The organism is Salipaludibacillus agaradhaerens, from assembly GCF_002019735.1.
GTDB lineage: Bacteria > Bacillota > Bacilli > Bacillales > Salisediminibacteriaceae > Salipaludibacillus > Salipaludibacillus agaradhaerens.
Window position 1 is genome coordinate 3,592,845 of the sequence record NZ_KV917378.1, and the last position, 22,286, is coordinate 3,615,130.

At 39.1% G+C, this 22,286-nt stretch carries 21 protein-coding genes and 1 other RNA gene; 20 read left to right on the forward strand and 2 right to left on the reverse strand.

Annotated features, from left to right (window positions below):
• Positions 1-8 precede the first annotated feature (8 nt).
• Entirely contained in the window at positions 9-266 is a 258-nt protein-coding gene (locus tag BK581_RS16460) for an HPr family phosphocarrier protein (protein WP_078579190.1), read from the forward strand.
• Positions 267-522: 256 nt separating this feature from the next.
• Here BK581_RS16460 and clpP read toward each other — a convergent pair whose 3' ends face one another.
• On the reverse strand, positions 523-1,119 hold the full coding sequence (gene clpP / locus BK581_RS16465) for an ATP-dependent Clp endopeptidase proteolytic subunit ClpP (RefSeq protein WP_078579191.1): 597 nt from the start codon (positions 1,117-1,119) through the stop codon (positions 523-525).
• Between the two features lie 737 nt (positions 1,120-1,856).
• Between clpP and rpoN the strand changes: the two genes are divergently transcribed.
• The 18 genes from rpoN to BK581_RS16555 all read left to right on the forward strand — a co-directional run bounded on the left by rpoN (position 1,857) and on the right by BK581_RS16555 (position 21,340).
• Positions 1,857-3,194: an RNA polymerase factor sigma-54 gene (gene rpoN / locus BK581_RS16470; protein WP_078579192.1), complete on the forward strand. Its 1,338-nt coding sequence runs from the start codon at positions 1,857-1,859 to the stop codon at positions 3,192-3,194.
• Positions 3,195-3,207: 13 nt separating this feature from the next.
• Positions 3,208-3,456: a glutaredoxin family protein gene (locus BK581_RS16475; RefSeq protein WP_078579193.1), complete on the forward strand. Its 249-nt coding sequence runs from the start codon at positions 3,208-3,210 to the stop codon at positions 3,454-3,456.
• A gap of 476 nt (positions 3,457-3,932) precedes the next feature.
• Entirely contained in the window at positions 3,933-4,955 is a 1,023-nt protein-coding gene (locus BK581_RS16480) for a sugar-binding transcriptional regulator (protein WP_078579194.1), read from the forward strand.
• A 114-nt stretch (positions 4,956-5,069) separates the two neighbouring features.
• Positions 5,070-6,077 carry a type I glyceraldehyde-3-phosphate dehydrogenase gene (gene gap, locus BK581_RS16485; RefSeq protein ID WP_078579195.1) on the forward strand — a complete coding sequence of 336 codons (1,008 nt, stop codon included), beginning with the start codon at positions 5,070-5,072 and terminating at the stop codon, positions 6,075-6,077.
• A 157-nt stretch (positions 6,078-6,234) separates the two neighbouring features.
• The gene (locus BK581_RS16490; RefSeq protein ID WP_078579196.1) at positions 6,235-7,419 is read left to right on the forward strand and encodes a phosphoglycerate kinase; all 1,185 of its coding nucleotides are present in this window, start codon (positions 6,235-6,237) and stop codon (positions 7,417-7,419) included.
• Positions 7,420-7,437: 18 nt separating this feature from the next.
• Positions 7,438-8,196, forward strand: coding sequence for a triose-phosphate isomerase (tpiA, locus tag BK581_RS16495; protein WP_078579197.1), 759 nt, complete (start codon positions 7,438-7,440; stop codon positions 8,194-8,196).
• Positions 8,189-9,727 (forward strand): 2,3-bisphosphoglycerate-independent phosphoglycerate mutase, encoded by a 1,539-nt coding sequence (gene gpmI / locus BK581_RS16500; RefSeq protein ID WP_078579198.1) that lies wholly within the window; start codon positions 8,189-8,191, stop codon positions 9,725-9,727. The genes tpiA and gpmI overlap by 8 nt, the downstream gene beginning before the upstream one ends.
• A 188-nt stretch (positions 9,728-9,915) precedes the next feature.
• Positions 9,916-11,199, forward strand: coding sequence for a phosphopyruvate hydratase (gene eno, locus BK581_RS16505; protein ID WP_078579199.1), 1,284 nt, complete (start codon positions 9,916-9,918; stop codon positions 11,197-11,199).
• 615 nt (positions 11,200-11,814) lie between these two features.
• Positions 11,815-12,045, forward strand: a complete 231-nt coding sequence (secG, locus tag BK581_RS16510) for a preprotein translocase subunit SecG (RefSeq protein WP_078579200.1) — start codon at positions 11,815-11,817, stop codon at positions 12,043-12,045.
• A 336-nt stretch (positions 12,046-12,381) separates the two neighbouring features.
• Positions 12,382-13,068 (forward strand): alpha/beta hydrolase, encoded by a 687-nt coding sequence (locus tag BK581_RS16515; protein WP_078579201.1) that lies wholly within the window; start codon positions 12,382-12,384, stop codon positions 13,066-13,068.
• A gap of 189 nt (positions 13,069-13,257) precedes the next feature.
• On the forward strand, positions 13,258-14,004 hold the full coding sequence (locus tag BK581_RS16520) for an alpha/beta hydrolase (protein ID WP_078579992.1): 747 nt from the start codon (positions 13,258-13,260) through the stop codon (positions 14,002-14,004).
• A 42-nt stretch (positions 14,005-14,046) separates the two neighbouring features.
• Positions 14,047-16,350 carry a ribonuclease R gene (rnr, locus tag BK581_RS16525; RefSeq protein WP_078579202.1) on the forward strand — a complete coding sequence of 768 codons (2,304 nt, stop codon included), beginning with the start codon at positions 14,047-14,049 and terminating at the stop codon, positions 16,348-16,350.
• A 297-nt stretch (positions 16,351-16,647) separates the two neighbouring features.
• Positions 16,648-17,115: an SsrA-binding protein SmpB gene (gene smpB, locus BK581_RS16530; protein WP_078579203.1), complete on the forward strand. Its 468-nt coding sequence runs from the start codon at positions 16,648-16,650 to the stop codon at positions 17,113-17,115.
• A gap of 102 nt (positions 17,116-17,217) precedes the next feature.
• Positions 17,218-17,584, forward strand: a transfer-messenger RNA (tmRNA) gene (gene ssrA, locus BK581_RS16535).
• 275 nt (positions 17,585-17,859) lie between these two features.
• A complete protein-coding gene (locus BK581_RS16540) occupies positions 17,860-18,687 on the forward strand; it encodes a glycosyl transferase family 2 (RefSeq protein ID WP_078579204.1) in 828 nt (275 codons plus the stop codon).
• Positions 18,688-19,025: 338 nt separating this feature from the next.
• The gene (locus BK581_RS16545) at positions 19,026-19,811 is read left to right on the forward strand and encodes a PPC domain-containing protein (protein WP_245829116.1); all 786 of its coding nucleotides are present in this window, start codon (positions 19,026-19,028) and stop codon (positions 19,809-19,811) included.
• Positions 19,812-19,872: 61 nt separating this feature from the next.
• Entirely contained in the window at positions 19,873-20,703 is an 831-nt protein-coding gene (locus BK581_RS16550) for a DUF4885 family protein (RefSeq protein WP_078579206.1), read from the forward strand.
• A gap of 244 nt (positions 20,704-20,947) precedes the next feature.
• Positions 20,948-21,340, forward strand: coding sequence for a RidA family protein (locus BK581_RS16555; RefSeq protein WP_078579207.1), 393 nt, complete (start codon positions 20,948-20,950; stop codon positions 21,338-21,340).
• Positions 21,341-21,425: 85 nt separating this feature from the next.
• Here BK581_RS16555 and BK581_RS20185 read toward each other — a convergent pair whose 3' ends face one another.
• Positions 21,426-21,599 (reverse strand): hypothetical protein, encoded by a 174-nt coding sequence (locus tag BK581_RS20185; RefSeq protein ID WP_169837763.1) that lies wholly within the window; start codon positions 21,597-21,599, stop codon positions 21,426-21,428.
• 535 nt (positions 21,600-22,134) lie between these two features.
• On the opposite strand from BK581_RS20185, the gene BK581_RS20605 reads away from it, so the two are divergent.
• Entirely contained in the window at positions 22,135-22,200 is a 66-nt protein-coding gene (locus BK581_RS20605) for a helix-turn-helix domain-containing protein (protein WP_407690353.1), read from the forward strand.
• Positions 22,201-22,286: the final 86 nt, after the last annotated feature.

Below are 22,286 nucleotides of genomic sequence, written 5' to 3' on the forward strand. Positions count from 1 at the left end.
AGAAAGGGATGGTTGAACAAACAGTTACAATTAAAAGGAAAGCTGGTCTACAAGCTAGACCGGCAGCATTATTTGTACAGGAAGCAAATAAATTTGCCTCCGATATATTTATTGAGAAGGATGGAAAAAATGTTAACGCTAAAAGCATAATGGGAATTATGAGTCTTGGGGCCGCTGTTAACAAAAAAGTCCATTTAAGAGCAGAAGGCCCGGATGAGCAAATTGCCCTTAACACATTAGTTTCATTTATGGAAAAAGAGGATTAGCTAGTTAAAGATATTTAAAAGGTAAAATTCAGTTTTGTAAAAGAGTGATTTAAGAGGGCAAAAAGCAGTAGTAGGCATGATTATTTTATTTTTCACAGCTAAGTGTCCGTAAAACTCTCCTCTCAAAATAGAGAAGAAAGTTAACTCTATTTAGGTGGGAGCTAACGGACGCTAATTCCTGGTCACTGATTGAAAGCTCGTTTTATCCAAAGAAAAAGAGCGGTAACTACTCTTCCGCTCTTTTTTATCGCATATATTATTTTGTGATATCCGCTTTCTTTTCCATAACATCATCAATTAAACCATATTTTTTAGCAGCAAAGGCATCCATAAAGTTATCGCGATCCGTATCTTTTCGGATCGTTTCAATTGGTTGACCAGTGCGTTCAGATAAGATTTGGTTAAGCTTCTCTTTCATTTCGATGATACGCTTAGCGTGAATTTCAATATCTGAAGCTTGCCCTTGAGCACCGCCTAATGGTTGGTGAATCATCACTTCACTGTTAGGTAGGGCAAATCGCTTACCAGGTTCACCAGCAGCAAGTAAAAAAGCCCCCATAGATGCCGCCATACCGATACAAATCGTTTGAACTTTAGGACCTATGAATTGCATGGTGTCATAAATCGCCATTCCGGCTGTAATTGAGCCACCAGGACTATTAATATAGAGCGAAATATCTTTCTCAGGATCATCGGCAGCAAGAAACAGTAATTGCGCCACGATAGAGTTTGACACAGTGTCATCAATCGGTGTTCCTAACATAATAATTCGGTCTTTCAAGAGACGGGAATAAATATCGTATGCGCGCTCTCCACGATTTGTTTGTTCAATAACCGTTGGGACTAGATTCATAATTAGTTCCTCCTTTTTTTGTTCGTAAAATAAACGTGATTGCAGACAAACTCCATGATAAGAATGTCAATTAAGTAATGTTAAATAAAGCTGAGTGAAAAAGTATCATGCTCCTTAGAAACTTCAGGTAACCATATTATTTTTTCACTTATGTCTTTAGAATCGCGCTAAAATGGCTTGGGGTATGCTGACTAAAGCGAATGGGCCAAACGCAACTTCTAATTATGCTACCATCATAACCTTAATGGTCAATGAAGGTCAAATATTTTACATTACAAATAAATCTCTTTTTACTCCCAGTTTCATCATAACCGTTCTTGTTTAGTTTCAAACAACTATTGTTCTTTTTACAGTTTACTCAACACGGCGACTTACAGATAGCTTTCAGCCATACAATTATATGATAGCGGTTTTATCATGAGACCATATAGTTATTCATATCCGATAGTTGTAGACCTACACATATTTAATGTTTTTCTTAAAAACGATTGACTGATTGTTCCACAATCGAGGGTATATGCTCAACTCGGATGAAATTCTCTGTACATGGCGCATGTCTAGAGGAGTTTGTCTCATTAACATTGGAGGGGCGGCCAAACCAAAAACAAGGAATAAGGCACAGAGGAACATTGTTAAATTATTTAACATAGAAATAGTATAATCCTATTAAAACCTTGTCGCTCAGCCACAAACAAGAGATCGGATCATGTATAATAAGGTGAAGGGGGCTTGATCGGATGAGTATGGATTTTGGATTATATCAACAACAATCAATGAAACTAATTATGACGAATGAACTTCGACAAGCTATAACCATTCTCCAATATTCCGTTTCAGAGCTAAACGCTTACTTACATGAACAACAGCTTGAAAATCCTTTAATGGACTTTACAAACGAACAAGTCGTCGTAGAAACGGGGACACAAGATAGGCTATCAATGTATGATTATCCCTCTTTTCATGAAGGTGAAAATGATTATTCCTTGTTAGATCATATCAGTGATGAGACAGAGGGGTTGCAAGATTATGTGTTAAATCAAATTGGCATGATAAACTTAACTGACCATATGAGGCGTATTGTCACATACCTTTCTTTAAGTTTGGATGAGAACGGTTATTTAGCTCATTCAGCATTGGAACTGGCAGAAGACATGACAGAATGTATCAGTGATGTTCAGCAAGGGATTGCGATCATTCAATCGCTTGAACCATATGGAATAGGGGCTTGTAACTTAAAAGAATGTCTATTAATTCAACTTACTCATATGGAAGTTAAAGATCCGCTTACTGAGGCGGTTATTAAGAACCACTTGGATCTTTTGGCCAAAAATAAATATAAAGATATTGCTAAAAAAGAAAATGTGTCATTGGAAGAAGTACAGTATGTAGCTGATTTTATTCAAACCTTAAATCCGAAGCCAGGGGCACTTTTTCACAAGGAACTAGCCCGTTATGTCGTACCAGATGTCACAGTATCCCTAATAAATGATAGGTTCGTGGTGAAGTTAAATGAAGAAAGCAGGCCCAAGGTACGAATTAATCGTGACTATAAACGCCTGTTAACAAACCAGGAACAGCATGTTCAAACTTATATCAAACAAAAATATGACCAGGTACAGTGGCTCTCTCGCAGTATTGAACAACGTCATCAGACAATATTGAAAGTGATGAAGTGTATCGTTCAGAAACAATACAGTTTTTTTAAGCATGGTCCTGCGTACTTAGAGCCAATGACATTAAAAGACATATCATTAGAAGTTGGGATTCATGAATCTACAGTGTCGAGAGCTACTGTAAAAAAATATGTTCAAACTTCTTGGGGCCTTTATGAATTGAAATATTTCTTTAATGCTGCAGTAGGGAAAAAAACGTTCTCAGCAGCTTCTTCCGAACGTGTGAAAATTTATTTAAAGCGCTTAATTAATGAAGAGAACAAACAAAAGCCATTATCGGATCAAAAAATAGCTGATATTTTAAAAGAAGAGTATTTTATGAATGTATCAAGAAGGACCGTTGCTAAATATAGAGAAGAATTGCATATTCCTTCGTCATCTCAACGCAAACGATTTTCATAAAGGAGCGATTTAGTTGACCATCTATTTTTATACAAAGAGCGACTGCTCATTATGTGATGAAGGGTTTGAGACACTTCGAATATTACAAAACAAACATCACTTTTCAATTGAAAAAAGGGATATTTATACACAGGATGAATGGCTTGAAAAATATCAGATCCGTATTCCTGTTATTGAGACGGAGGATGGAATCGTTTTAGATGAAGGGATCATCTCTATTAATCACTTAGAAGAAAAATTCAATCATCTGTTTTCAATTTGAACCTATTTCATAAATTAAAATACACTTAAAAACGCCTAATATAGTGATCTCCCACTACAGACAAACGCTCACTAGAGGACTTCAGGTAAATGATGCGAGGAAACTGTTCACATCATTTACTTGAAGGTGTCGCTGTACTCTGGGAGTCACAGTGTTTCACTGTAGTCCTTTTTATAACGATCATGTGACAGCAACTATTTAATTTCTTGTTCGTCAATTGGAATATTCATTTTAGTTACAAAATGTTCACAAACAAACTTGTTGCTAACATTCCTTTTCCTTGCTACAATAAACATGTACGTAGTAAAAGTATGGCGTAAATGTATTGTTAGGAAACTTTACGCTTATCTAATCTACACATACTATCGTGGTTGTTTTTAAATGAAAGGGTCTTTTTTTCGCCTGGGTGGGACATAATATGTCTATAAGGGACCTGATGAGTCCCGAAAATTTGAGCGATGAAAAGGAGAATACCGATGAACATGCTGTTAGACTTGCAAAAAAAATTATTGCCTGACTTAGTAGATGTTCTCGGGCAACGATACCGTATATTACGGTTTATCCGCTTAATGCAACCCATTGGGCGGCGCACGCTAGCCAGTAATTTAGAAATGTCAGAAAGAGTTTTGCGGAGCGAAGTCACTTTCCTTAAAGATCAAGGTCTCGTTGAATTTGCTTCAACTGGAATGACATTATCCCATGAAGGGAATAATTTACTTGGTCAGCTGGAAGTGGTTATGAAAGACGTCTTTCACACAAGGACAATGGAAGAAGAGTTAAAAAGTAAATTAAACGTTCAAGAGGTTCATATCGTACCCGGGGATAGCGATGAATATCCATGGGTTCAAAAAGAAATGGGGCGTGCTTGTGTTAACCTCATTAAACAGAACCTTTCGCCGCATAACAATATTATTGCGGTCACAGGTGGCACATCTGTAGCAGCCGTGGCCGAAATGCTTATACCAGACTCAGATCTAAAAGAGACGCTTTTTGTTCCTGCTAGAGGTGGCCTTGGTGAACAGGTTGAAAACCAGGCTAACACGATATGTGCTACAATGGCGAGAAAAGCGATGGGAACGTATAAGTTACTTCACGTTCCTGACCAGCTGAGTAAGGAAGCATATGAATCTCTTGTGAGTGAGCCTTCGGTTCAAGAAATACTTGAGCTCATCCATTCAGCCACATTGGTTATTCATGGCATTGGTGAAGCTGAAACGATGGCAGTCAGACGCAACTCGTCTACTGATGTGTTAAAAAAATTACATGAAAAAAATGCAGTTGCAGAGGCATTTGGTTATTATTTTAATCACACAGGAGACATTATACATAAGGTCCGAACCATTGGCTTGCAGCTTGAGGATTTGGAAAATATTCCAACCATTATTTCAATAGCTGGTGGCGCATCAAAGGCACGAGCGATTGATGCTTATATGAAGCAGCGACCGAGTCAAACACTCGTCACTGATGAAGGGGCAGCAAGAGCCCTGTTAAAAAAATAAGTTTAGATCAGACTATATAAGATAATAGGAAATATGGGTGATTTTATTCAAGGGATTTATCTTTCCCTTTGATATAAATATAAAGCTTTAGTAAAACTAAGGAGGAATTTAATCATGGCAACAAAAGTAGGTATTAACGGTTTTGGACGTATTGGACGTGTCGTATTTAGACAAGCACTTCAAAATCCAGAGGTTGAGGTTGTAGCAGTAAACGACTTGACTGATGCCAACATGCTTGCACATTTACTTCAATATGACTCTGTTCACGGAAAGCTTGATGTGAAAGTAGAAGCTAAAGGGAATAACCTTGTTGTAAATGGTAAAGAGATCAACGTTTCTGCAGAGAGAGATCCTGCAAACCTTAAATGGGCAGAGCGTGGCGTAGACGTAGTTGTTGAATCTACTGGTATCTTCACAAAACGTGAAGCTGCAGCTAAACACCTTGAAGCTGGTGCGAAAAAAGTTATTATTTCTGCTCCTGCATCTGACGAAGATATTACTGTCGTTATGGGTGTTAACGAAGACAAATATGATCCAGCTAACCATCACGTGATTTCTAACGCATCTTGTACTACTAACTGCTTGGCGCCATTTGCTAAAGTCCTTAATGATAAGTTTGAATTAAAGCGTGGTATGATGACAACAGTTCACTCTTACACTAACGACCAACAAATCCTTGATTTACCACATAAGGACTACCGTCGTGCACGTGCAGCAGCTGAGTCTATCATTCCAACAACAACTGGTGCTGCTAAAGCAGTAGCGCTTGTACTTCCTGAATTAAAAGGAAAATTAAATGGTGGGGCAATGCGTGTTCCAACACCTAACGTGTCACTTGTTGACTTAACAGCTGAGCTTGGTAAAGACGTAACTGCTGAAGAAGTTAATGCAGCATTTAAAGAAGCGGCAGAAGGTGACCTTAAAGGAATCCTTGGTTACAGCGAAGAGCCTCTTGTTTCTAGAGACTATAATGGTAACGCGTATGCGTCTACAATTGATGCGCTTTCTACAATGGTTATGGAAGGAAACATGGTTAAAGTTATCTCTTGGTACGACAACGAAACAGGTTACTCTAACCAAGTTGTTAACCTTGTTGAGTATATCGCTAAAAAAGGTCTTTAATTTAACACGATTTATCGATCCTGGCGTTTGCCACTTTAAAGGAGACGGGCACGTGTCCTGTCTCCTTTAACTTATTACCTTGGGATCTTTCTTTTACCTAATGCTTAATAAAAAGGTTTGACAGACACTTGACCCACCCTAAAGGAGGCAACTTCCGATGAATAAAAAGTCAATTAGAGATATAGATGTAAAAGGAAAGCGCGTATTTTGCCGTGTGGACTTTAACGTACCAATGAGTAACGGAGAAGTAACGGATGATACGCGTATTCGTGCTGCACTCCCTACAATTCAGCTCCTTATTGAAAAAGGGGCAAAAGTGATTCTTGCTAGTCACTTAGGTCGTCCTAAAGGCGAAGCAGTTGATGAACTAAGGTTAGACCCTGTAGCAAAGCGCCTAAGTGATTTACTCGGACAAACTGTTATTAAAACAGATACGGTTGTGGGAGAAGAACCACAAAAAGCCGTTTCACAATTAAACGACGGCGATGTTGTATTAATTGAGAATGTCCGTTTTGAAGCAGGCGAAGAGAAAAATGATGGAGATCTTGCGAAACAAATGGCAGAGCTTGCTGATGTTTATGTAAATGATGCATTCGGTGCTGCACACCGTGCCCACGCTTCTACAGAAGGGATTGCAAAGCACCTTCCAGCTGTAGCAGGCCTTTTGATGGAAAAGGAACTAGAGGTACTAGGGAAAGCAATGGCAAATCCAGAGCGTCCATTTACAGCGATCATCGGTGGGGCAAAAGTTAAGGATAAAATCGGTGTGATCGATAACCTTTTAGACAAGGTTGATAACCTAATCATCGGTGGTGGACTTGCCTACACATTCATCAAAGCTCAAGGACACGAAATTGGCGAATCCTTACTAGAAGAAGATAAAATTGATTTAGCGAAGCAGTTCATGGAGAAAGCTGAAAAGAAAGGTGTTAAATTCTATATGCCTATCGATGGTGTTATCGCTGATAAGTTTGGCGAGGATGCCAATACACAAGTCGTTGCAATCGATGCGATACCTTCAGATTGGCAAGCATTAGATATTGGTCCTAAAACACTCGAAACATACCGTGATGTTGTAAAAAGTTCCAAACTCGTCATTTGGAACGGACCTATGGGCGTCTTTGAAATGGAGAAATTCGCTCAAGGTACAAAAGGTGTGGCAGAAGCTTTAGCAGATGCGGATAATACGTATACTGTAATCGGTGGTGGTGACTCTGCAGCAGCTGTTGAAAAATTTGACTACGCAGATAAAATGGACCACATCTCAACAGGTGGCGGTGCTTCCCTAGAGTTCATCGAAGGTAAAGAACTCCCTGGTGTTGTGGCATTAAACGATAAATAACTTTTAGGAGGCATTTTCATGCGTAAACCTATTATTGCAGGAAACTGGAAAATGAACAAAACGAAAGCAGAGGCACTTGAGTTTCTGAATGAAGTGAAAGGACGGGTTCCTTCTAATGATAAAGTTGACTCTGTTATTTGCTCTCCTTTCCTCTTTCTTGATGCACTCGTTCAAGAAGCAAAAGGCACTGATGTAAAAGTTGGCGCTCAAAACATGTATTTTGAAGAAAATGGTGCATTCACTGGTGAAGTGAGCCCTGTAGCATTAAGTGATTTAGGTGTTCAATATGTTGTTATCGGTCACTCTGAGCGTCGTGAGTTGTTCGGCGAAACTGATGAAACTGTTAACCAAAAAGTACATGCAGCTTTTAAACATGGCTTAACACCAATCGTGTGTGTAGGAGAGACACTAGAAGAGCGCGAGTCTAACAAAACAAACGATGTGGTTACTAAACAAGTGAATGCAGGCTTGAAAGGATTGTCTGAAGATCAAGTTAAACAAACTGTCATTGCCTATGAGCCTATTTGGGCAATTGGTACAGGTAAAACAGCTTCATCAGAAGATGCTAACGACACGTGTGGTGTGATTCGTAAAGTTGTAGAAAGCACATTCTCACAAGAAGTAGCCGAAGCTGTTCGCATTCAATATGGAGGCAGCGTAAAACCTGCAAACATTAAAGAGCTTCTTGGCCAATCAGATATTGACGGCGCCCTTGTAGGAGGAGCGAGCCTCGAAGCCGAATCATTTTTACAACTTGTGGAGGCAGGAAATGAGTAAGCAACCTAAAGCATTAATCATTCTCGATGGATTTGCCCTTCGTGAAGAAACAGAAGGAAACGCTGTAGCCTTGGCTAATACGCCAAATTTCGATCGTTTCTGGAACAACTACCCTCATGCGACACTACAAGCAAGTGGTTTAGCAGTGGGGCTTCCAGAAGGTCAGATGGGGAACTCTGAAGTGGGGCACCTTAATATCGGAGCCGGAAGAGTTGTTTATCAAAGTTTAACGAGAGTGAATCTTGCAATTAAAGAAAAAGAATTTTTCCAAAATAAAACATTCCTTGGTGCCATGAAGCATGTTAAAGAAAAAGGGAAAGCCCTTCATTTATATGGTCTGTTGTCTGACGGCGGGATTCATAGTCATATCAACCATTTAATGGCATTGCTAGAAATGGCCAAAGACAAAGGTGTCGAAGAAGTTTACGTCCATGGCTTCCTTGACGGCCGTGATGTAGGACCGCAATCAGCTGATAAGTATATTCAGATTCTTGAAGAGAAAATGAAGGAACTACAGTTAGGGCAGCTAGCTTCTATCCAAGGTCGTTATTATGCCATGGATCGAGACAAGCGTTGGGACCGTGTAGAAAAAAGTTATCGCGCAATGGTATACGGTGATGGCTTGAAATACCGCTCTGCAACCGAAGCATTAAAAGACTCTTACACAAATGACATCCATGATGAATTCGTATTGCCGGCAGTTATGACAGAAGAAGACGGTGAAACACCTGTGGGAACGATTAACGATGAAGATGCGATTATTTTCTTCAACTTCCGTCCAGATCGTGCCATCCAGATGTCACAAGTATTTACGAACCCTGAATTCTCTGACTTTGATAGAGGAGACAGATTTCCTAAAAACTTGCACTATGTGTGCTTGACTCATTTTAGTGAATCAGTTCAAGGTCTCGTCGCTTTTGAGCCGACAAACTTAGATAAAGTCCTTGGTGAAGTGGTTTCTGATGCGGGATTAAAGCAATTACGCATCGCTGAAACTGAAAAATACCCACACGTTACATTTTTCTTTAGTGGCGGGCGGGAAGAAGAATTCCCAGGAGAAGAACGGATTTTGATTAATTCACCTAAAGTGGCTACTTATGACTTAAAGCCTGAAATGAGTGCTTATGAAGTAACTGACGCTCTTCTAAACGAGATACGAGCTGATAAGCATGACATGATTATCTTAAACTTTGCTAACCCGGACATGGTTGGTCATTCAGGGAAAGTGGAGCCAACGATTAAGGCGATTGAAGCAGTGGATGAGTGCTTAGGGAAAATCGTTGATTTAATCGAGGAAAAAGGTGGAAAAACGATTATTACGGCTGATCATGGGAATGCTGATGTGCTGATTACTGAAGAAGGCACACCGATGACTGCACATACAACGAATCCAGTTCCCGTTATCGTAACTGATAAAGGCGTAAAATTACGTGAAGATGGTATTTTAGGAGATCTTGCTCCTACAATGCTTGAATTATTAAATGTGGATCAGCCGGAAGAAATGACTGGTAAATCATTGATTAAAAAATAATAATAGAACTATGATTTAGACAAAATTATTAACTTTGGATAAGTTCCTGTACAATGGTAACCGTAAGGTAAAACAGTATAAGGCTCTCTGAGCAACTTATGGTTTGCGATGATGGGACCATACTGTTCTACACTACATTGCCAATCCGAATCTTATTCTATAGTCCAAACTAAAGGAGTGTATCAATTATGACATTAATTACAGACGTTTATGCAAGACAAGTACTTGATTCTCGTGGGAATCCAACAGTAGAAGTAGAAGTTCACGTTGAAAGTGGCGCTTTCGGTCGTGCTATCGTTCCTAGTGGTGCATCTACTGGTGAATACGAAGCAGTAGAACTACGAGACGGTGGCGACGCTTGGATGGGGAAAGGTGTTTCTAAAGCAGTCGAAAACGTAAACGAAGTAATTGCCCCTGAATTAGTTGGCTTCGATGCTCTTGATCAACTTGGTATTGACCAATTAATGATTGAACTTGATGGTACACCTAACAAAGCCAAATTAGGCGCTAACGCTATTTTAGGTGTTTCTATGGCGACGGCACGTGCAGCAGCTGAAGCTCTTGGATTACCTTTATACGTATACTTAGGTGGCTTTAACGCCAAAACTCTTCCAACACCAATGATGAACATCTTAAATGGTGGAGAGCATGCAGATAACAACGTAGATATTCAAGAATTTATGATTATGCCTGTAGGAGCGGAAAGCTTTACTCAAGCCCTTCAAATGGGTGCGGAAATCTTCCACAACCTTAAAAAAGTCCTTAGCTCAAAAGGCTATAACACAGCAGTAGGTGACGAAGGTGGCTTTGCGCCTGACTTATCTTCTAACGAAGAAGCTTTGTCAACCATCATCGAAGCAATTGAAAAAGCTGGCTACAAGCCTGGTGAACAAATCCAGTTAGCTATGGACGTTGCAGCTTCTGAAATTTACGAAGATGGAAAATACAACTTAAAAGGTGAAGGTGTTGTTAAAACATCTGAAGAAATGGTTGAATTTTATGCTGAGCTTTGTGAAAAATATCCGATTGTTTCCATCGAAGACGGCCTTGATGAAAACGACTGGGAAGGCTTTAAATTACTAACTGAGCGTCTTGGTGATAAAGTTCAGCTTGTAGGTGACGATCTATTCGTAACAAACACTGAAAAGCTTTCTCGAGGAATTAAAGAAGGCATTGGTAACTCCATCTTAATCAAAGTGAACCAAATCGGAACACTTTCTGAAACATTTGAAGCGATTGAAATGGCTAAACGTGCTGGCTACACAAATGTTATCTCTCACCGTTCAGGTGAAACAGAAGACAGCACAATTGCTGATATCGCAGTAGCTACAAACGCCGGTCAAATTAAAACAGGTGCACCATCACGTACGGACCGCGTTGCGAAGTACAACCAACTTCTTCGCATTGAAGATGAACTTCAATATATCGGTCAATATGCTGGAAACTCAGCATTCTATAACTTAAACAAATAATTAAGATGAAACATTGATGAAACCCTCGGCTAAGCCGGGGGTTTCAACGTTTGGTTTGATTTTTGATTAGATTGAGATTAATGAATACCCTGTAAACCTTCATATGACAGCAGCGACAGGCGAATATTTCGAAAGCAGGGGCAAAGTCATCCTACAATGTATTCAAAAAAACTTGCACGTCATAATTGTTGAAAGGTTTTAACTAAAGATTCTGCTGGAATAGCGGAGACGCCTGCGGAAAACGAAGTAAGGCGGAGCTTTGGGAGGATGGGCCAGCTTCTCCACGGACTAGAAAGCCAAAGTGATAACCTTGGGTGAAAGCGACGTCTGAAAATCCATTCTGACTGAGCTTTGCAAAGGAAGAATGAGTTGAAGACGATCCATACGGAACATCAATTGTAGTGGGGATGAGTCATAACATAACGTTTGGAAATAACGATACAACCTGATTTATGAAATTGATTCATATAAGAACTAATATTAAAAAATTGGATTAACTAAGAAGTGCAGTGATAGTTGTCTAAAGTGAAGCTTTGTACTGACTTAGTCTTGCAGAGATACCTATTTCATGGTATATTTTTAGAAGGTTTAGATGTCCATTTGGAGGTGTAAAGTTTGGGAGCTGTTGCATCCGTTTTACTTGTCATCGTATCACTTTTGTTAATTGCTGTTGTATTATTACAATCAGGTAAAAGTGCTGGATTGTCTGGCGCCATCTCTGGTGGTGCAGAACAATTAGTCGGAAAACAAAAAGCACGAGGATTGGAAGCTGTTTTAAACAAAGCAACCGTTGTTCTTGGTGTTCTTTTCTTTTTACTGACGTTAGCCGTTGCATTCTTTGTATAATGACGATAATTTCAGGCAGCAGACATGAGTCTGCTGCTTTTTGCATGTGTAAGTCGTGATGAGAGAGGCCATTTAAAACTATGGGAAAGACATGGTTTCTTTCGATATGGATTGGGGCGGTAAGTTACCTCCAAACACTAAATTGTTTGCCTATTCCTGTTTTTGTATCTCTTCTTAGAATATATGTCACCACAACTCATACAGTGCTTCTTTGAAGGTTAAAGCTTATACCATAAGGGAATAAAAGAAAAAAGAAGGATATTCAAAACGGACTGCGTGACAAAGATACCTGTCATTTCATAAAATTAAAAAAGGGAAGCAACAGGAGTGATAGTCATGATAGGATGTCTTATTGTACACGGGTTTGTAGGAACTCCAGATGAAACAGCAGAAATAGAGCATCACCTAAAGGATAAGAACTGGCTCGTATACTGTCCTGAATTACCAGGTCATGATGGCACAAAGGAAGGATTAAAATCGGTCACGTATAAGCATTGGCTGTATAAAGCAGAGGTTGCTATGAAGGAATTGCTGAACCGCTGTGATAAAGTGTATGTCATCGGCTTTTCCATGGGCGGTGTCATTGCAAGCTACCTCGCTTCTAAATATCCAGTGGAGAGATTAGTCCTTATAAGTTCAGCTATTTACTATTTGAACATTAAGCAACTTATGCAAGATATGAGAGGCTGGTTGATTGAAAGTATCCGCGGGGATTTAGATGATGATGATATCTATCAATTTTATAAAGCGAAAATTCAGCGTTTGCCGATGACAGCTACATTTGAATTTGCCAAAATGGTTAAACGGTTACGACCTCATGTAGATGAAATCACGGCTCCGACACTCGTTATCCAAGGTAAAAATGATGGTCTTGTACCTGAGAAGAGTGCAGAATATATTTATGAACATATTCAATCAAAAGAGAAAGAACTTTTTTATTTTCCAGAGGCAAAGCATTACATTTGGTTTGGTGACGAGAAAGATGAACTTTTAAAGATGATAGATGATTTTTTTCATAAATAAGTTGATATTCTATAATACACTTATACGTTAACTGGATAGCTAATAGACGTTTTTATCAGTGTACGAATGACGATGATTTAACTGATATTCAACCTAATTAGTTATTAGAGTTGGCAATTCGTGAGTTCTCCTTATTCCCAATTCCAAAATATATTGAGATAACGATCATGAAAGGACGTTTGCATAATGATGAAAGTCGCACAACCAAAACCATTTACATTTGAAGCAGGAGAACGTGCGGTGCTTTTATTACATGGCTTTACTGGCAATTCTGCCGATGTAAGAATGCTCGGGCGCTTTTTAGAAAAAAAGGGGTACACATCGCATGCCCCCCATATGAAAGGCCATGGTGTACCACCAGAGGAATTAGTTCAAACTGGGCCTGATGATTGGTGGAAAGATGTTCAAGATGGATACAATCATTTAAAAGAAATGGGGCACAAAGACATCGCTGTTGCCGGTTTGTCATTAGGGGGTGTATTTTCCTTAAAGCTCGGGTACACACTACCTGTGAAGGGCATAATTCCCATGTGTGCCCCAATGCATATTAAAAGTGAAGAAACAATGTATCAAGGTGTGCTCGCATATGCGAGAAAGTATAAAAAATGGGAAGGGAAAGATGATAAACAAATCGAAAAGGAAATGGAAAAATTTAAAGAAACACCGATGACGACATTAAAGGCTTTGCAAAAGCTAAACAAAGAAGTGAGAGATCATATTGATATGATCTATGCTCCAACATTTGTCGTACAAGCTCGTCATGATGACATGATTAATACAGACAGTGCTAACATTATCCACAATGAGATTGAAAGTCATCATAAGCAATTAAAATGGTACGAAGAATCGGGCCATGTTATTACATTAGACAAAGAGCGGGATCAGCTACATGAGGATATTTATGCATTTTTAGAGGAACTGGACTGGAACGACTAATTAGCATCCACCCCTCTCCCGCCAAGAAAGGAGAAAGCCATTATGACAGATACAACAAAAGAAGGAATCCTCCATTATATGAAACATGACGCTGACAAGCCATTATCCATAAAAGAAATGGAAGAAGCGTTTGGATTAGAAGATTCCAGCCATTTTAAAGAATTCGTCAAAACATTAAATGAACTAGAAGAACAAGGTGATATCGTCCGTACACGTACGAATCGTTATGGCCTGCCAGAAAAAATGGATCTTATTCGTGGAGAGGTCATTATGCATCCCAAAGGGTTTGCCTTCGTGAAAACGGATGAGGGGATGGATGATATTTTTATTGCGGGTACTGAAATGAACAACGCCATGAATAAAGACAAAGTCCTCGTGAGATTGCAGAGAAAATCTAATGGGGCACGACCAGAAGGGACCATTATCCGTATTTTACAACGAGGGGTTACACAAACGGTCGGCACGTATGTGGATGATAAACATTACGGGGTTGTCGTTTCTGATGATAAGCGAATCCCGGCTGATATTTTAATCCCGAAAGGCCAGGAACTGGGCGCTGTTGATGGCCATAAGGTTCTTGTGGAAATAACGAAGCACCCTGAAAGCCGTATGAGCGCTGAAGGTCATGTTATTAAAGTTCTGGGCCATAAAAATGATCCAGGTGTCGATATTCTATCAGTCATTCATAAGCACGGACTACCAGGAGAATTCCCACAGGATGCTCTTGACCAGGCGAACGATGTGCCAGATGAGATAGCTGAAGAAGACTTGGCTGGTCGAAGAGATTTGCGAGAAGAAACAATCGTGACGATTGACGGAGCTGATGCTAAAGATTTAGATGATGCTGTTCAGGTAAAAAAATTAGAGAACGGCAACTATTTACTTGGTGTTCATATTGCTGACGTTAGTCATTATGTCAAAGAAGGATCACCGATTGATGTGGAAGCCTACGACCGTGCAACAAGCTGTTATTTGGTTGATAGAGTGATCCCGATGATTCCTCACCGTTTATCCAATGGAATCTGCTCACTTAATCCGCAAGTGGACCGTCTTACTCTATCGTGTGATATGGAAATCTCGGCGAATGGGGAAGTTGTCAACCATGACATCTATCAAAGTGTCATCCGCACAAATGAACGGATGACCTATACAGATGTTAGGAAAATTTTATTAGACGAAGATGATGAGGTAAAACAACGTTATGAATCGCTTATTCCATTTTTTAAAGACATGGAGGAGCTAGCGGAAATTCTTCGAAAGAAACGATTCTCCCGCGGTGCAATCGACTTTGATTTTAAGGAAGCGAAAGTGCTTGTTAATGACGAAGGAACACCAACGGATGTCGTACTCCGCGACCGATCAGTTGCTGAGCGGCTAATTGAAGAATTTATGTTAGCGGCGAACGAAACAGTGGCAGAGCATTTTCATTGGATGAAAACACCGTTTGTCTACCGGATTCATGAAGATCCAGATGAAGATAAATTGAATCAATTCCTCGAATTCATTACCAACTTCGGATATGTGGTGAAAGGAAAAGGGAATGAGATTCATCCGCGCGCCCTTCAGGAACTTCTCCAAGAAGTAAAAGGAGAGCCAGAGGAAGCGGTAATCAGCCAAGTGATGTTGCGCTCCATGAAGCAAGCACGCTATGACCCACAAAATGCAGGACATTTCGGTTTATCGGCAGATTTCTATACCCATTTTACATCACCTATTCGTCGATACCCTGACTTAATTGTTCACCGGCTTATTAGAACCTATCTCATTGAAGGGAAAACAGACGAAGACACGCTGGAAAAATGGAGTGAAAAGCTTCCTGAATTAACGCGTCATTCATCTGAAATGGAACGTCGGGCAGAGGACGCTTCACGAGAAACGGACGAGCTGAAAAAGGTTCAATTCATGGAAGATAAAGTTGGGCAAGAATATGACGGCATTATTAGCGGCGTGACAAACTTTGGTCTATTTGTAGAACTTCCGAATACAATTGAAGGTCTTGTTCATGTCAGCTATCTCACTGACGATTACTACCATTACGATGAAAAACGTTACGCTATGATTGGAGAACGAACCGGCAATGTTTTCCGGATCGGGGATGAAATCGAAGTCCGTGTCACTAACGTCAACGTCGACGAACGCGCAATTGACTTTGAAGTTGTGGGAATGAAACCGCGAAAAGCCCGCAAAAAAGAGGCGCCACGCGTCATTGAAGGCGGTAGTCGCCGTCAAAAGAAAGACGACAAAGACAAGGAATACTCCGGGCGAAAGAAAAAACGTAAGAAAAAAGCTTTTTACGAAAACGCTCCTAAAAACAAACGATTAAAAGGTAAGAAAAAGAAGAAATAACCGAATAAGTGAGAGCCCACCTATTGAGGTGAGCTCTTTTTTTGGGCCGAGCTGTGGAAGTGAGATTGAGAATGTTGCTGAAAAACTGGAGGAAGATGTGTGGAAAAGGGGTGGAGCTGCTGAAAAAATGCAGGTTGATGCGTGAAAAAAGGGGAGAGATGCGTGAAAAGTGAATGCTAATGCTGAAAACTCGGCTATTGTTGCTGAAAAATAAAGATTTCCCTTAAACAAATTGAAGCTATCACCGAAATTTGGTATTATGAATGTCACGAGGGTGTCGGAAAGGATGCAATAACTATGGCAACAGAAGGAAAACTCATCGCACAAAATAAAAAAGCACGCCATGATTTTCATATTGAAGAAACGTATGAAGCAGGTATGGTTCTTACTGGGACAGAAATTAAATCGATTCGTAACAGACGCGTCAACATGAAAGATTCATTTGCACGTGTGGCACAGGGAGAAGCATGGCTTCATAATCTACACATTAGTCCATATGAGCAAGGAAACCGTTATAACCATGATCCAGTACGCACACGTAAACTTTTACTTCACCGCAAACAAATAAACCAATTAATCGGACTTACTCAGCAAAAAGGCTACACACTCGTTCCATTGAAAATTTATATTAAAAACGGTGTGGCAAAAGTATTAATTGGACTCGGAAAAGGGAAGAAAAAGTATGATAAACGCGAAGACCTTAAGCAAAAAGATGCAAAGCGTGAAATCCAGCGAGCTTTTAAGGATAATCAATTAGGAAGATAAGCTGGTGAAGCTTACCATTTGACCGCCAATCTATATATGTTATAATAATAATTACCGTTAAGGAACTGAATAATGACTTATACCCTTAACGTTCTCTTACATGGGGACGTTCTGGATTCGACAGGGGTAGGTCGAGCTTAAGTTGCGAGTCGAGCTGGGTGTCCTCGTATAAAACGCCCATCGCCTATAGTTGGCAAAGAAGATAACAACTTCGCTTTAGCAGCGGCGTAAAAACCCTGCTAGCGGTTCCTCCCTTCATCGCCCATGTGAAGGATCAGGGACTCACTTATAGTGGGATACGCCATGAATCCACCACCTGAGGACGATTGGAAGAGATTAATCAGGTTAGCCTCATAGAAGCCTGTTAGTTGGCTGACGTGATGGCGAATTTCTAATAAACTAACTACGCTCGTAGACGCTTAAGTATCGTTATCTCTGGACGTGGGTTCGATTCCCACCGTCTCCACCAAATGATTATTATGGTGGATATACATATATGTATGAACAGTTATGGAAGTCGTCCTTCTTTTGGGGGGCGGCTTCTTTCTTGCGCACTAGGGTAAAAATATCTGATAAAGGTTCATTTAACCTGATTTATATCACTATTTGGACTCACAGACAGTTTATATAGTATAAGAGGAAACGAAGGCTGTACTTTTATATTTTTAAAATAAAAACACTATTTTAATAGATATTAAGAAAGTTAATATAGAATTATTATTCTAGTACTAGGGGGTAAACAACATGATTAATGAGTTTGAGAGATATAGAATAGATTTTGCGGATTTAAATAATTTCACTATACAATTAAATTCACCTTTTATTCTATCTATCACAAAAGACGAAGTAGACTTTGACTTTTTAATAAGAGTAAAAAAAAGAAATGATAAGGCAATTATTTTTGGTTCGGGTGCTTATGATGCTAGCTCAGAGCTAGAACCGCCTATTTTTCAAAGACATAAATGGATGGAGCATTTCGATGAGACGCTAATATTTTATAATGATCCAACTTTATATTTAGGGGAAATTAACATAGGCTGGGGGTTTGGCACTGGGGACAGACACTATTTAACAGAAATAGCAGAAATATTAGAGATTCTTTTAGAGAAAATTAACCTTAAAAAAGAGAAAACTCTGTTCTATGGAAGCTCTGCTGGTGGTTTTATGTCATTATTACTGGGAGGCTTACTAAAAGGTTCAAAAGTGTTAGTAAATAATCCTCAAACTATAGTTTGGAACTACTATGATCGTCATGTTAATGCTATGTTTGAAACTACGAAACCATCTTTATCACGAAAAGAAATTATCGAAAGTTACTCTGAAAAATTAAATGTACGGGATTTTTATAAAAAAATAAAGTATGTACCAGAAATCACTTATTTACAAAATGTAACCAGTGGAAGAGACTTAACTCACCATCTAAATCCATTTATTTTGGGATTATCTCACCTTAGTGATGATTATTATACAAAAGAAATGAAGATACAGTTATATTCAGATATAAAACGTGGGCATAATCCTATTGGAATTAATGAGACTATATATCGAATTAAAAATACTATTAATAATTAGAAGTCTATTAAGATATTGAATGTTAATTAAACTTAGACTCACGTTTGAGACTTTTATTTTATGGAATATAACAGTCCAATCAGCGAGTCTCTTTATCCTACGGGCGATAACCTCAGATTATCACACTGGCTTTAATTTGGAGTAGAGCCAGTGTGATAATCGAAATCAACCACCAAAACAAATCACATACAAAAATTCTATAATTTTATAATATTTTCTTTAACTTTCCATTTTTGTTACCGATATAAGGAAGGGAGTTCCTTTTTGGTGATAAAATAAATGGGAGGCAAGGACAAATGAAAAAAAGTTTGTTTCTGTTAATGTTCAGTTTATTTTTGATGGCAATCTCAGCAATGTCGGTTTCGGCAAATGTATACGAAGATGAATATGAACCAAATAATTCTTTTGCTGAAGCTTATGATTTAGGACTGTGGAAGTACAAGACGATTTCTGCAACGATTCATAGTGAAAGCGATAGGGATTATTACAAGTTTTATGCCACCAAGGGAGAACAGCTTGCCATTCACCTAAAGAACATCCCAGCAAATACCGATTATGATTTATATTTATTTAAGGATTCTTACGGCTATCCTGCGGTAGGATCTTCTGAAAGAATGGGAAATAAAAACGAGATTATTCGCTTGGATGTTCCGGAGACAGGCAGGTACATTGCTGTCGTCATATCTAAAGATGGTTCATTTGACGGATGGGGATTTTATAGACTTGAATTTATCGATAGAATGAAAAGTGGTACTTATACGGCGAATCTGTCCCCGTCATCCATTTCAAGCCCTGGACAAGGAGTTGTGTCGCCGATTGCCGTCGTTAATCTTGCAAATGTCTCGGCTATTCCTGATGGGGCGATTGTAAGAAGTGTTTCCGCTGAGGGAACGATTTCTCCGAGTCTTGGCCACACCTACAGAGAAGTGCTGAACAAGGAAGAAGGCGTCTGGCATACATCGGTTTCAGGTGGGACATTGTTTCCGGACTTAAAGCATGAACTTGCACTCCCAGTCAAAACGACATGGAATGTCCGTTACTACTCACTTGCTTGGAGCAGTTCAACATGGAGATCACCACAACTAAAGTTCAATTATCAATACGATTCAACATACGGTTGGTAAAAAGATTCAAATATAGACCGATATAAAACAAAATAATGTCATTGCCATGAAAGGAGCTCCCATGAATATTAGAGACAGTGTAAAGTATTCGCTTTATTCAGACCAACTGCTGCAGTTGGTAGCCAAGAATAGTTCGGAAAAAACAAAAGGTTCACAATCGCAGGAGATCAGACAAAAAGACACCCTCTCCATCAGCAAGCAGGCTGCTGAAGCAGCCCAAAATAACGCACCGACAGTACGGTCACAAATGAATGGTGTTCAATTTGAAATTTACAATCTTTATATGGACAGGCAGCGTCTAAACAGCCAGATCGATGAGGTTTTACAAGAGAGTGGCATCTCCCTTTCCAAACACGAAAATCTGACTTTGCATGTTGACGGAAATAACCACATTACAGTTGAAGGCATTCAAGACGAACAAAAAAAAGCACAAATCGAATCTGTCTTAAATGACAGCGATAAACGGTTTGGTGCGCGCCTTTTAAACCACACGGAGCTGATCGGTGAACAAAACGGCACACCGTTAAATAAAGACGCATACGAAAAATGGCATGTGAATGAGTTTTTGAACACAACCACTGGGTTGACCTTGTCAGATGTCACCTTGAATGAATATGGTGAGATCGTAGGAGGAAACGAACGACTTGATCGAGTGATTGAAGCGGCTAAAAATCCGAAAAACGACTTGGAAAAAAGCTTTCAAAACATGCTGAAAAAGCTGAAGAATGTCCTAGAAAAAGGACCTGATACAATAGCAGACAGGTCGGCATCTTTCGGCTATTCTGGTGGAACGCTTATTGACCTTAATGTTTCAAAAGGATTCTCCACAGGACAGATAAACGAGTGGCTGGATGATCCGTTTTTAAAAGAGATCTTGTTAAGTAACTCTTAAAGACCTGGCATTTTGCCGGGTTTTTATTATTAAGTTTATCTTGAACTATCCTCTTATTTTAATAACATACCTTAATTATTGTAAAAAACAAAATATTCCTTTATAGTAATAAGCCACCATGAAATATTGGAGATTTAGAAAGCTTATTTTTATTACATGAGAAATCACACGTACAGTAGACGAACGAGTTGGTGATAAAAACGAAGGAACTACTTACAAAAAATCAATGGAGGATAAAGAGCCGATGACAAAAAAGTTTCTCAATCCAGAAAACATGCCGAAAACAGCAGGATACACCCACGTAGTAGATGCTAGACATTCACGAACCATTTATATTTCAGGGCAAATAGCTTTTGACGAAAATGGGGAAGTTGTCGGTGTTGGAAATTTAGCCGAGCAAACAAGACAAGTATTTGAAAATATTCATATAGCGTTAAAAGCAGCTGGATTAACTTTTGATGACGTCGTAAAATTGACATTCTTTTTAACTGATATATCGCAAATGAAGGCTGTCAGAGAAATCCGAGATCAGTACATTAATACAAAAAATCCACCAGCTAGTTCGGCTGTAGAGGTGAGTAGGCTTATTACGGACGATTTGTTAATTGAGATTGAAGCCATAGCTGTAGCTGACTAATATAAAACATCAAACGTCGGAGAGTTTTTTAAGGGAGAGAAAAGGCGTCCAGCCACAGGCTGAACGCCTTTTCATGTGCTAGGTATTAGTTGTTGTTATTACGGTTATTTCTGTTATTACGATTGTTGCGGTTGTTTACATCTTGGGCATCATTCTCATTTGCAAACTCTTCATTTACATTGTTTACATTGAGGTTGTTATTGTTATTATTGTTGTTATTACGGTTGTTTCTGTTGTTATTATTGTTGTTGTTCGCCATCTGTCTCACCCCCTTATAACCTTATGGTTAGTATGTCAATTAACCAAAAAATTAAACTAATGATTGAAATTTTTTTATGGAATATTTGGGATATGAGGAAGTGAATGATGAATAACGAAAAAAAACAAAAAAATTATCAACAGATGGCGACAAAATATCTCTACATTGATTGACTTAAATTTCTAAAAGAGTGCATATAGCATTAGCAATGATGATGAAAAGAGTAGTCACTTCATGTCATTAAAAGCTAGCAGTGAAAATGTTTGAACATGCTAAGTTATTAGAAGGTGTATCGATGAATGGATAAATAAGGTCTGCTGAATAACCTCACCTTTGAAACCAGAGGTACCGCAAACACACCTTATGCAACTTGCTGCTGCTTTTGGCTAGCACAAATTCAATTGAGGGTGAGTTTTGAAGCATTGTAAACGAGAATAGTAAGAAAAGTGTACTTTCGCTCGTTCCCCTGTGCCATATCTAACATTAAAGATAAAATGGTAAAGCAAAATCCATTAGGTTTTCAACATTAGAGTGAATATGTAAGGCATTGGACTGCCAACCAGGAGATATTTTAAAATACGAAGATGAAGACATAAAATAAACATTGTAAAAAATACACATAAGCTAACGGATGGCGATGCTGAATAAAGGTAATCGCCTTTTTCTTGTTGATCGGGTAGTTTTGTT

Excerpts from the sequence above, each read along its gene's own strand:
- rnr (WP_078579202.1), top strand. The coding sequence starts at position 14,047 with ATGACAGATACAACAAAAGAAGGAATCCTCCATTATATGAAACATGAC.
- BK581_RS16545 (WP_245829116.1), top strand. The coding sequence starts at position 19,026 with ATGGCAATCTCAGCAATGTCGGTTTCGGCAAATGTATACGAAGATGAA.
- BK581_RS16550 (WP_078579206.1), top strand. The coding sequence starts at position 19,873 with ATGAATATTAGAGACAGTGTAAAGTATTCGCTTTATTCAGACCAACTG.
- BK581_RS16540 (WP_078579204.1), top strand. The coding sequence starts at position 17,860 with ATGATTAATGAGTTTGAGAGATATAGAATAGATTTTGCGGATTTAAAT.
- smpB (WP_078579203.1), top strand. The coding sequence starts at position 16,648 with ATGGCAACAGAAGGAAAACTCATCGCACAAAATAAAAAAGCACGCCAT.
- eno (WP_078579199.1), top strand. The coding sequence starts at position 9,916 with ATGACATTAATTACAGACGTTTATGCAAGACAAGTACTTGATTCTCGT.
- BK581_RS20185 (WP_169837763.1), bottom strand. The coding sequence starts at position 21,599 with ATGGCGAACAACAACAATAATAACAACAGAAACAACCGTAATAACAAC.
- BK581_RS16490 (WP_078579196.1), top strand. The coding sequence starts at position 6,235 with ATGAATAAAAAGTCAATTAGAGATATAGATGTAAAAGGAAAGCGCGTA.
- BK581_RS16480 (WP_078579194.1), top strand. The coding sequence starts at position 3,933 with ATGAACATGCTGTTAGACTTGCAAAAAAAATTATTGCCTGACTTAGTA.
- clpP (WP_078579191.1), bottom strand. The coding sequence starts at position 1,119 with ATGAATCTAGTCCCAACGGTTATTGAACAAACAAATCGTGGAGAGCGC.
- BK581_RS16555 (WP_078579207.1), top strand. The coding sequence starts at position 20,948 with ATGACAAAAAAGTTTCTCAATCCAGAAAACATGCCGAAAACAGCAGGA.
- rpoN (WP_078579192.1), top strand. The coding sequence starts at position 1,857 with ATGAGTATGGATTTTGGATTATATCAACAACAATCAATGAAACTAATT.
- BK581_RS16515 (WP_078579201.1), top strand. The coding sequence starts at position 12,382 with ATGATAGGATGTCTTATTGTACACGGGTTTGTAGGAACTCCAGATGAA.
- gap (WP_078579195.1), top strand. The coding sequence starts at position 5,070 with ATGGCAACAAAAGTAGGTATTAACGGTTTTGGACGTATTGGACGTGTC.
- gpmI (WP_078579198.1), top strand. The coding sequence starts at position 8,189 with ATGAGTAAGCAACCTAAAGCATTAATCATTCTCGATGGATTTGCCCTT.
- tpiA (WP_078579197.1), top strand. The coding sequence starts at position 7,438 with ATGCGTAAACCTATTATTGCAGGAAACTGGAAAATGAACAAAACGAAA.
- BK581_RS16460 (WP_078579190.1), top strand. The coding sequence starts at position 9 with ATGGTTGAACAAACAGTTACAATTAAAAGGAAAGCTGGTCTACAAGCT.
- BK581_RS16520 (WP_078579992.1), top strand. The coding sequence starts at position 13,258 with ATGAAAGTCGCACAACCAAAACCATTTACATTTGAAGCAGGAGAACGT.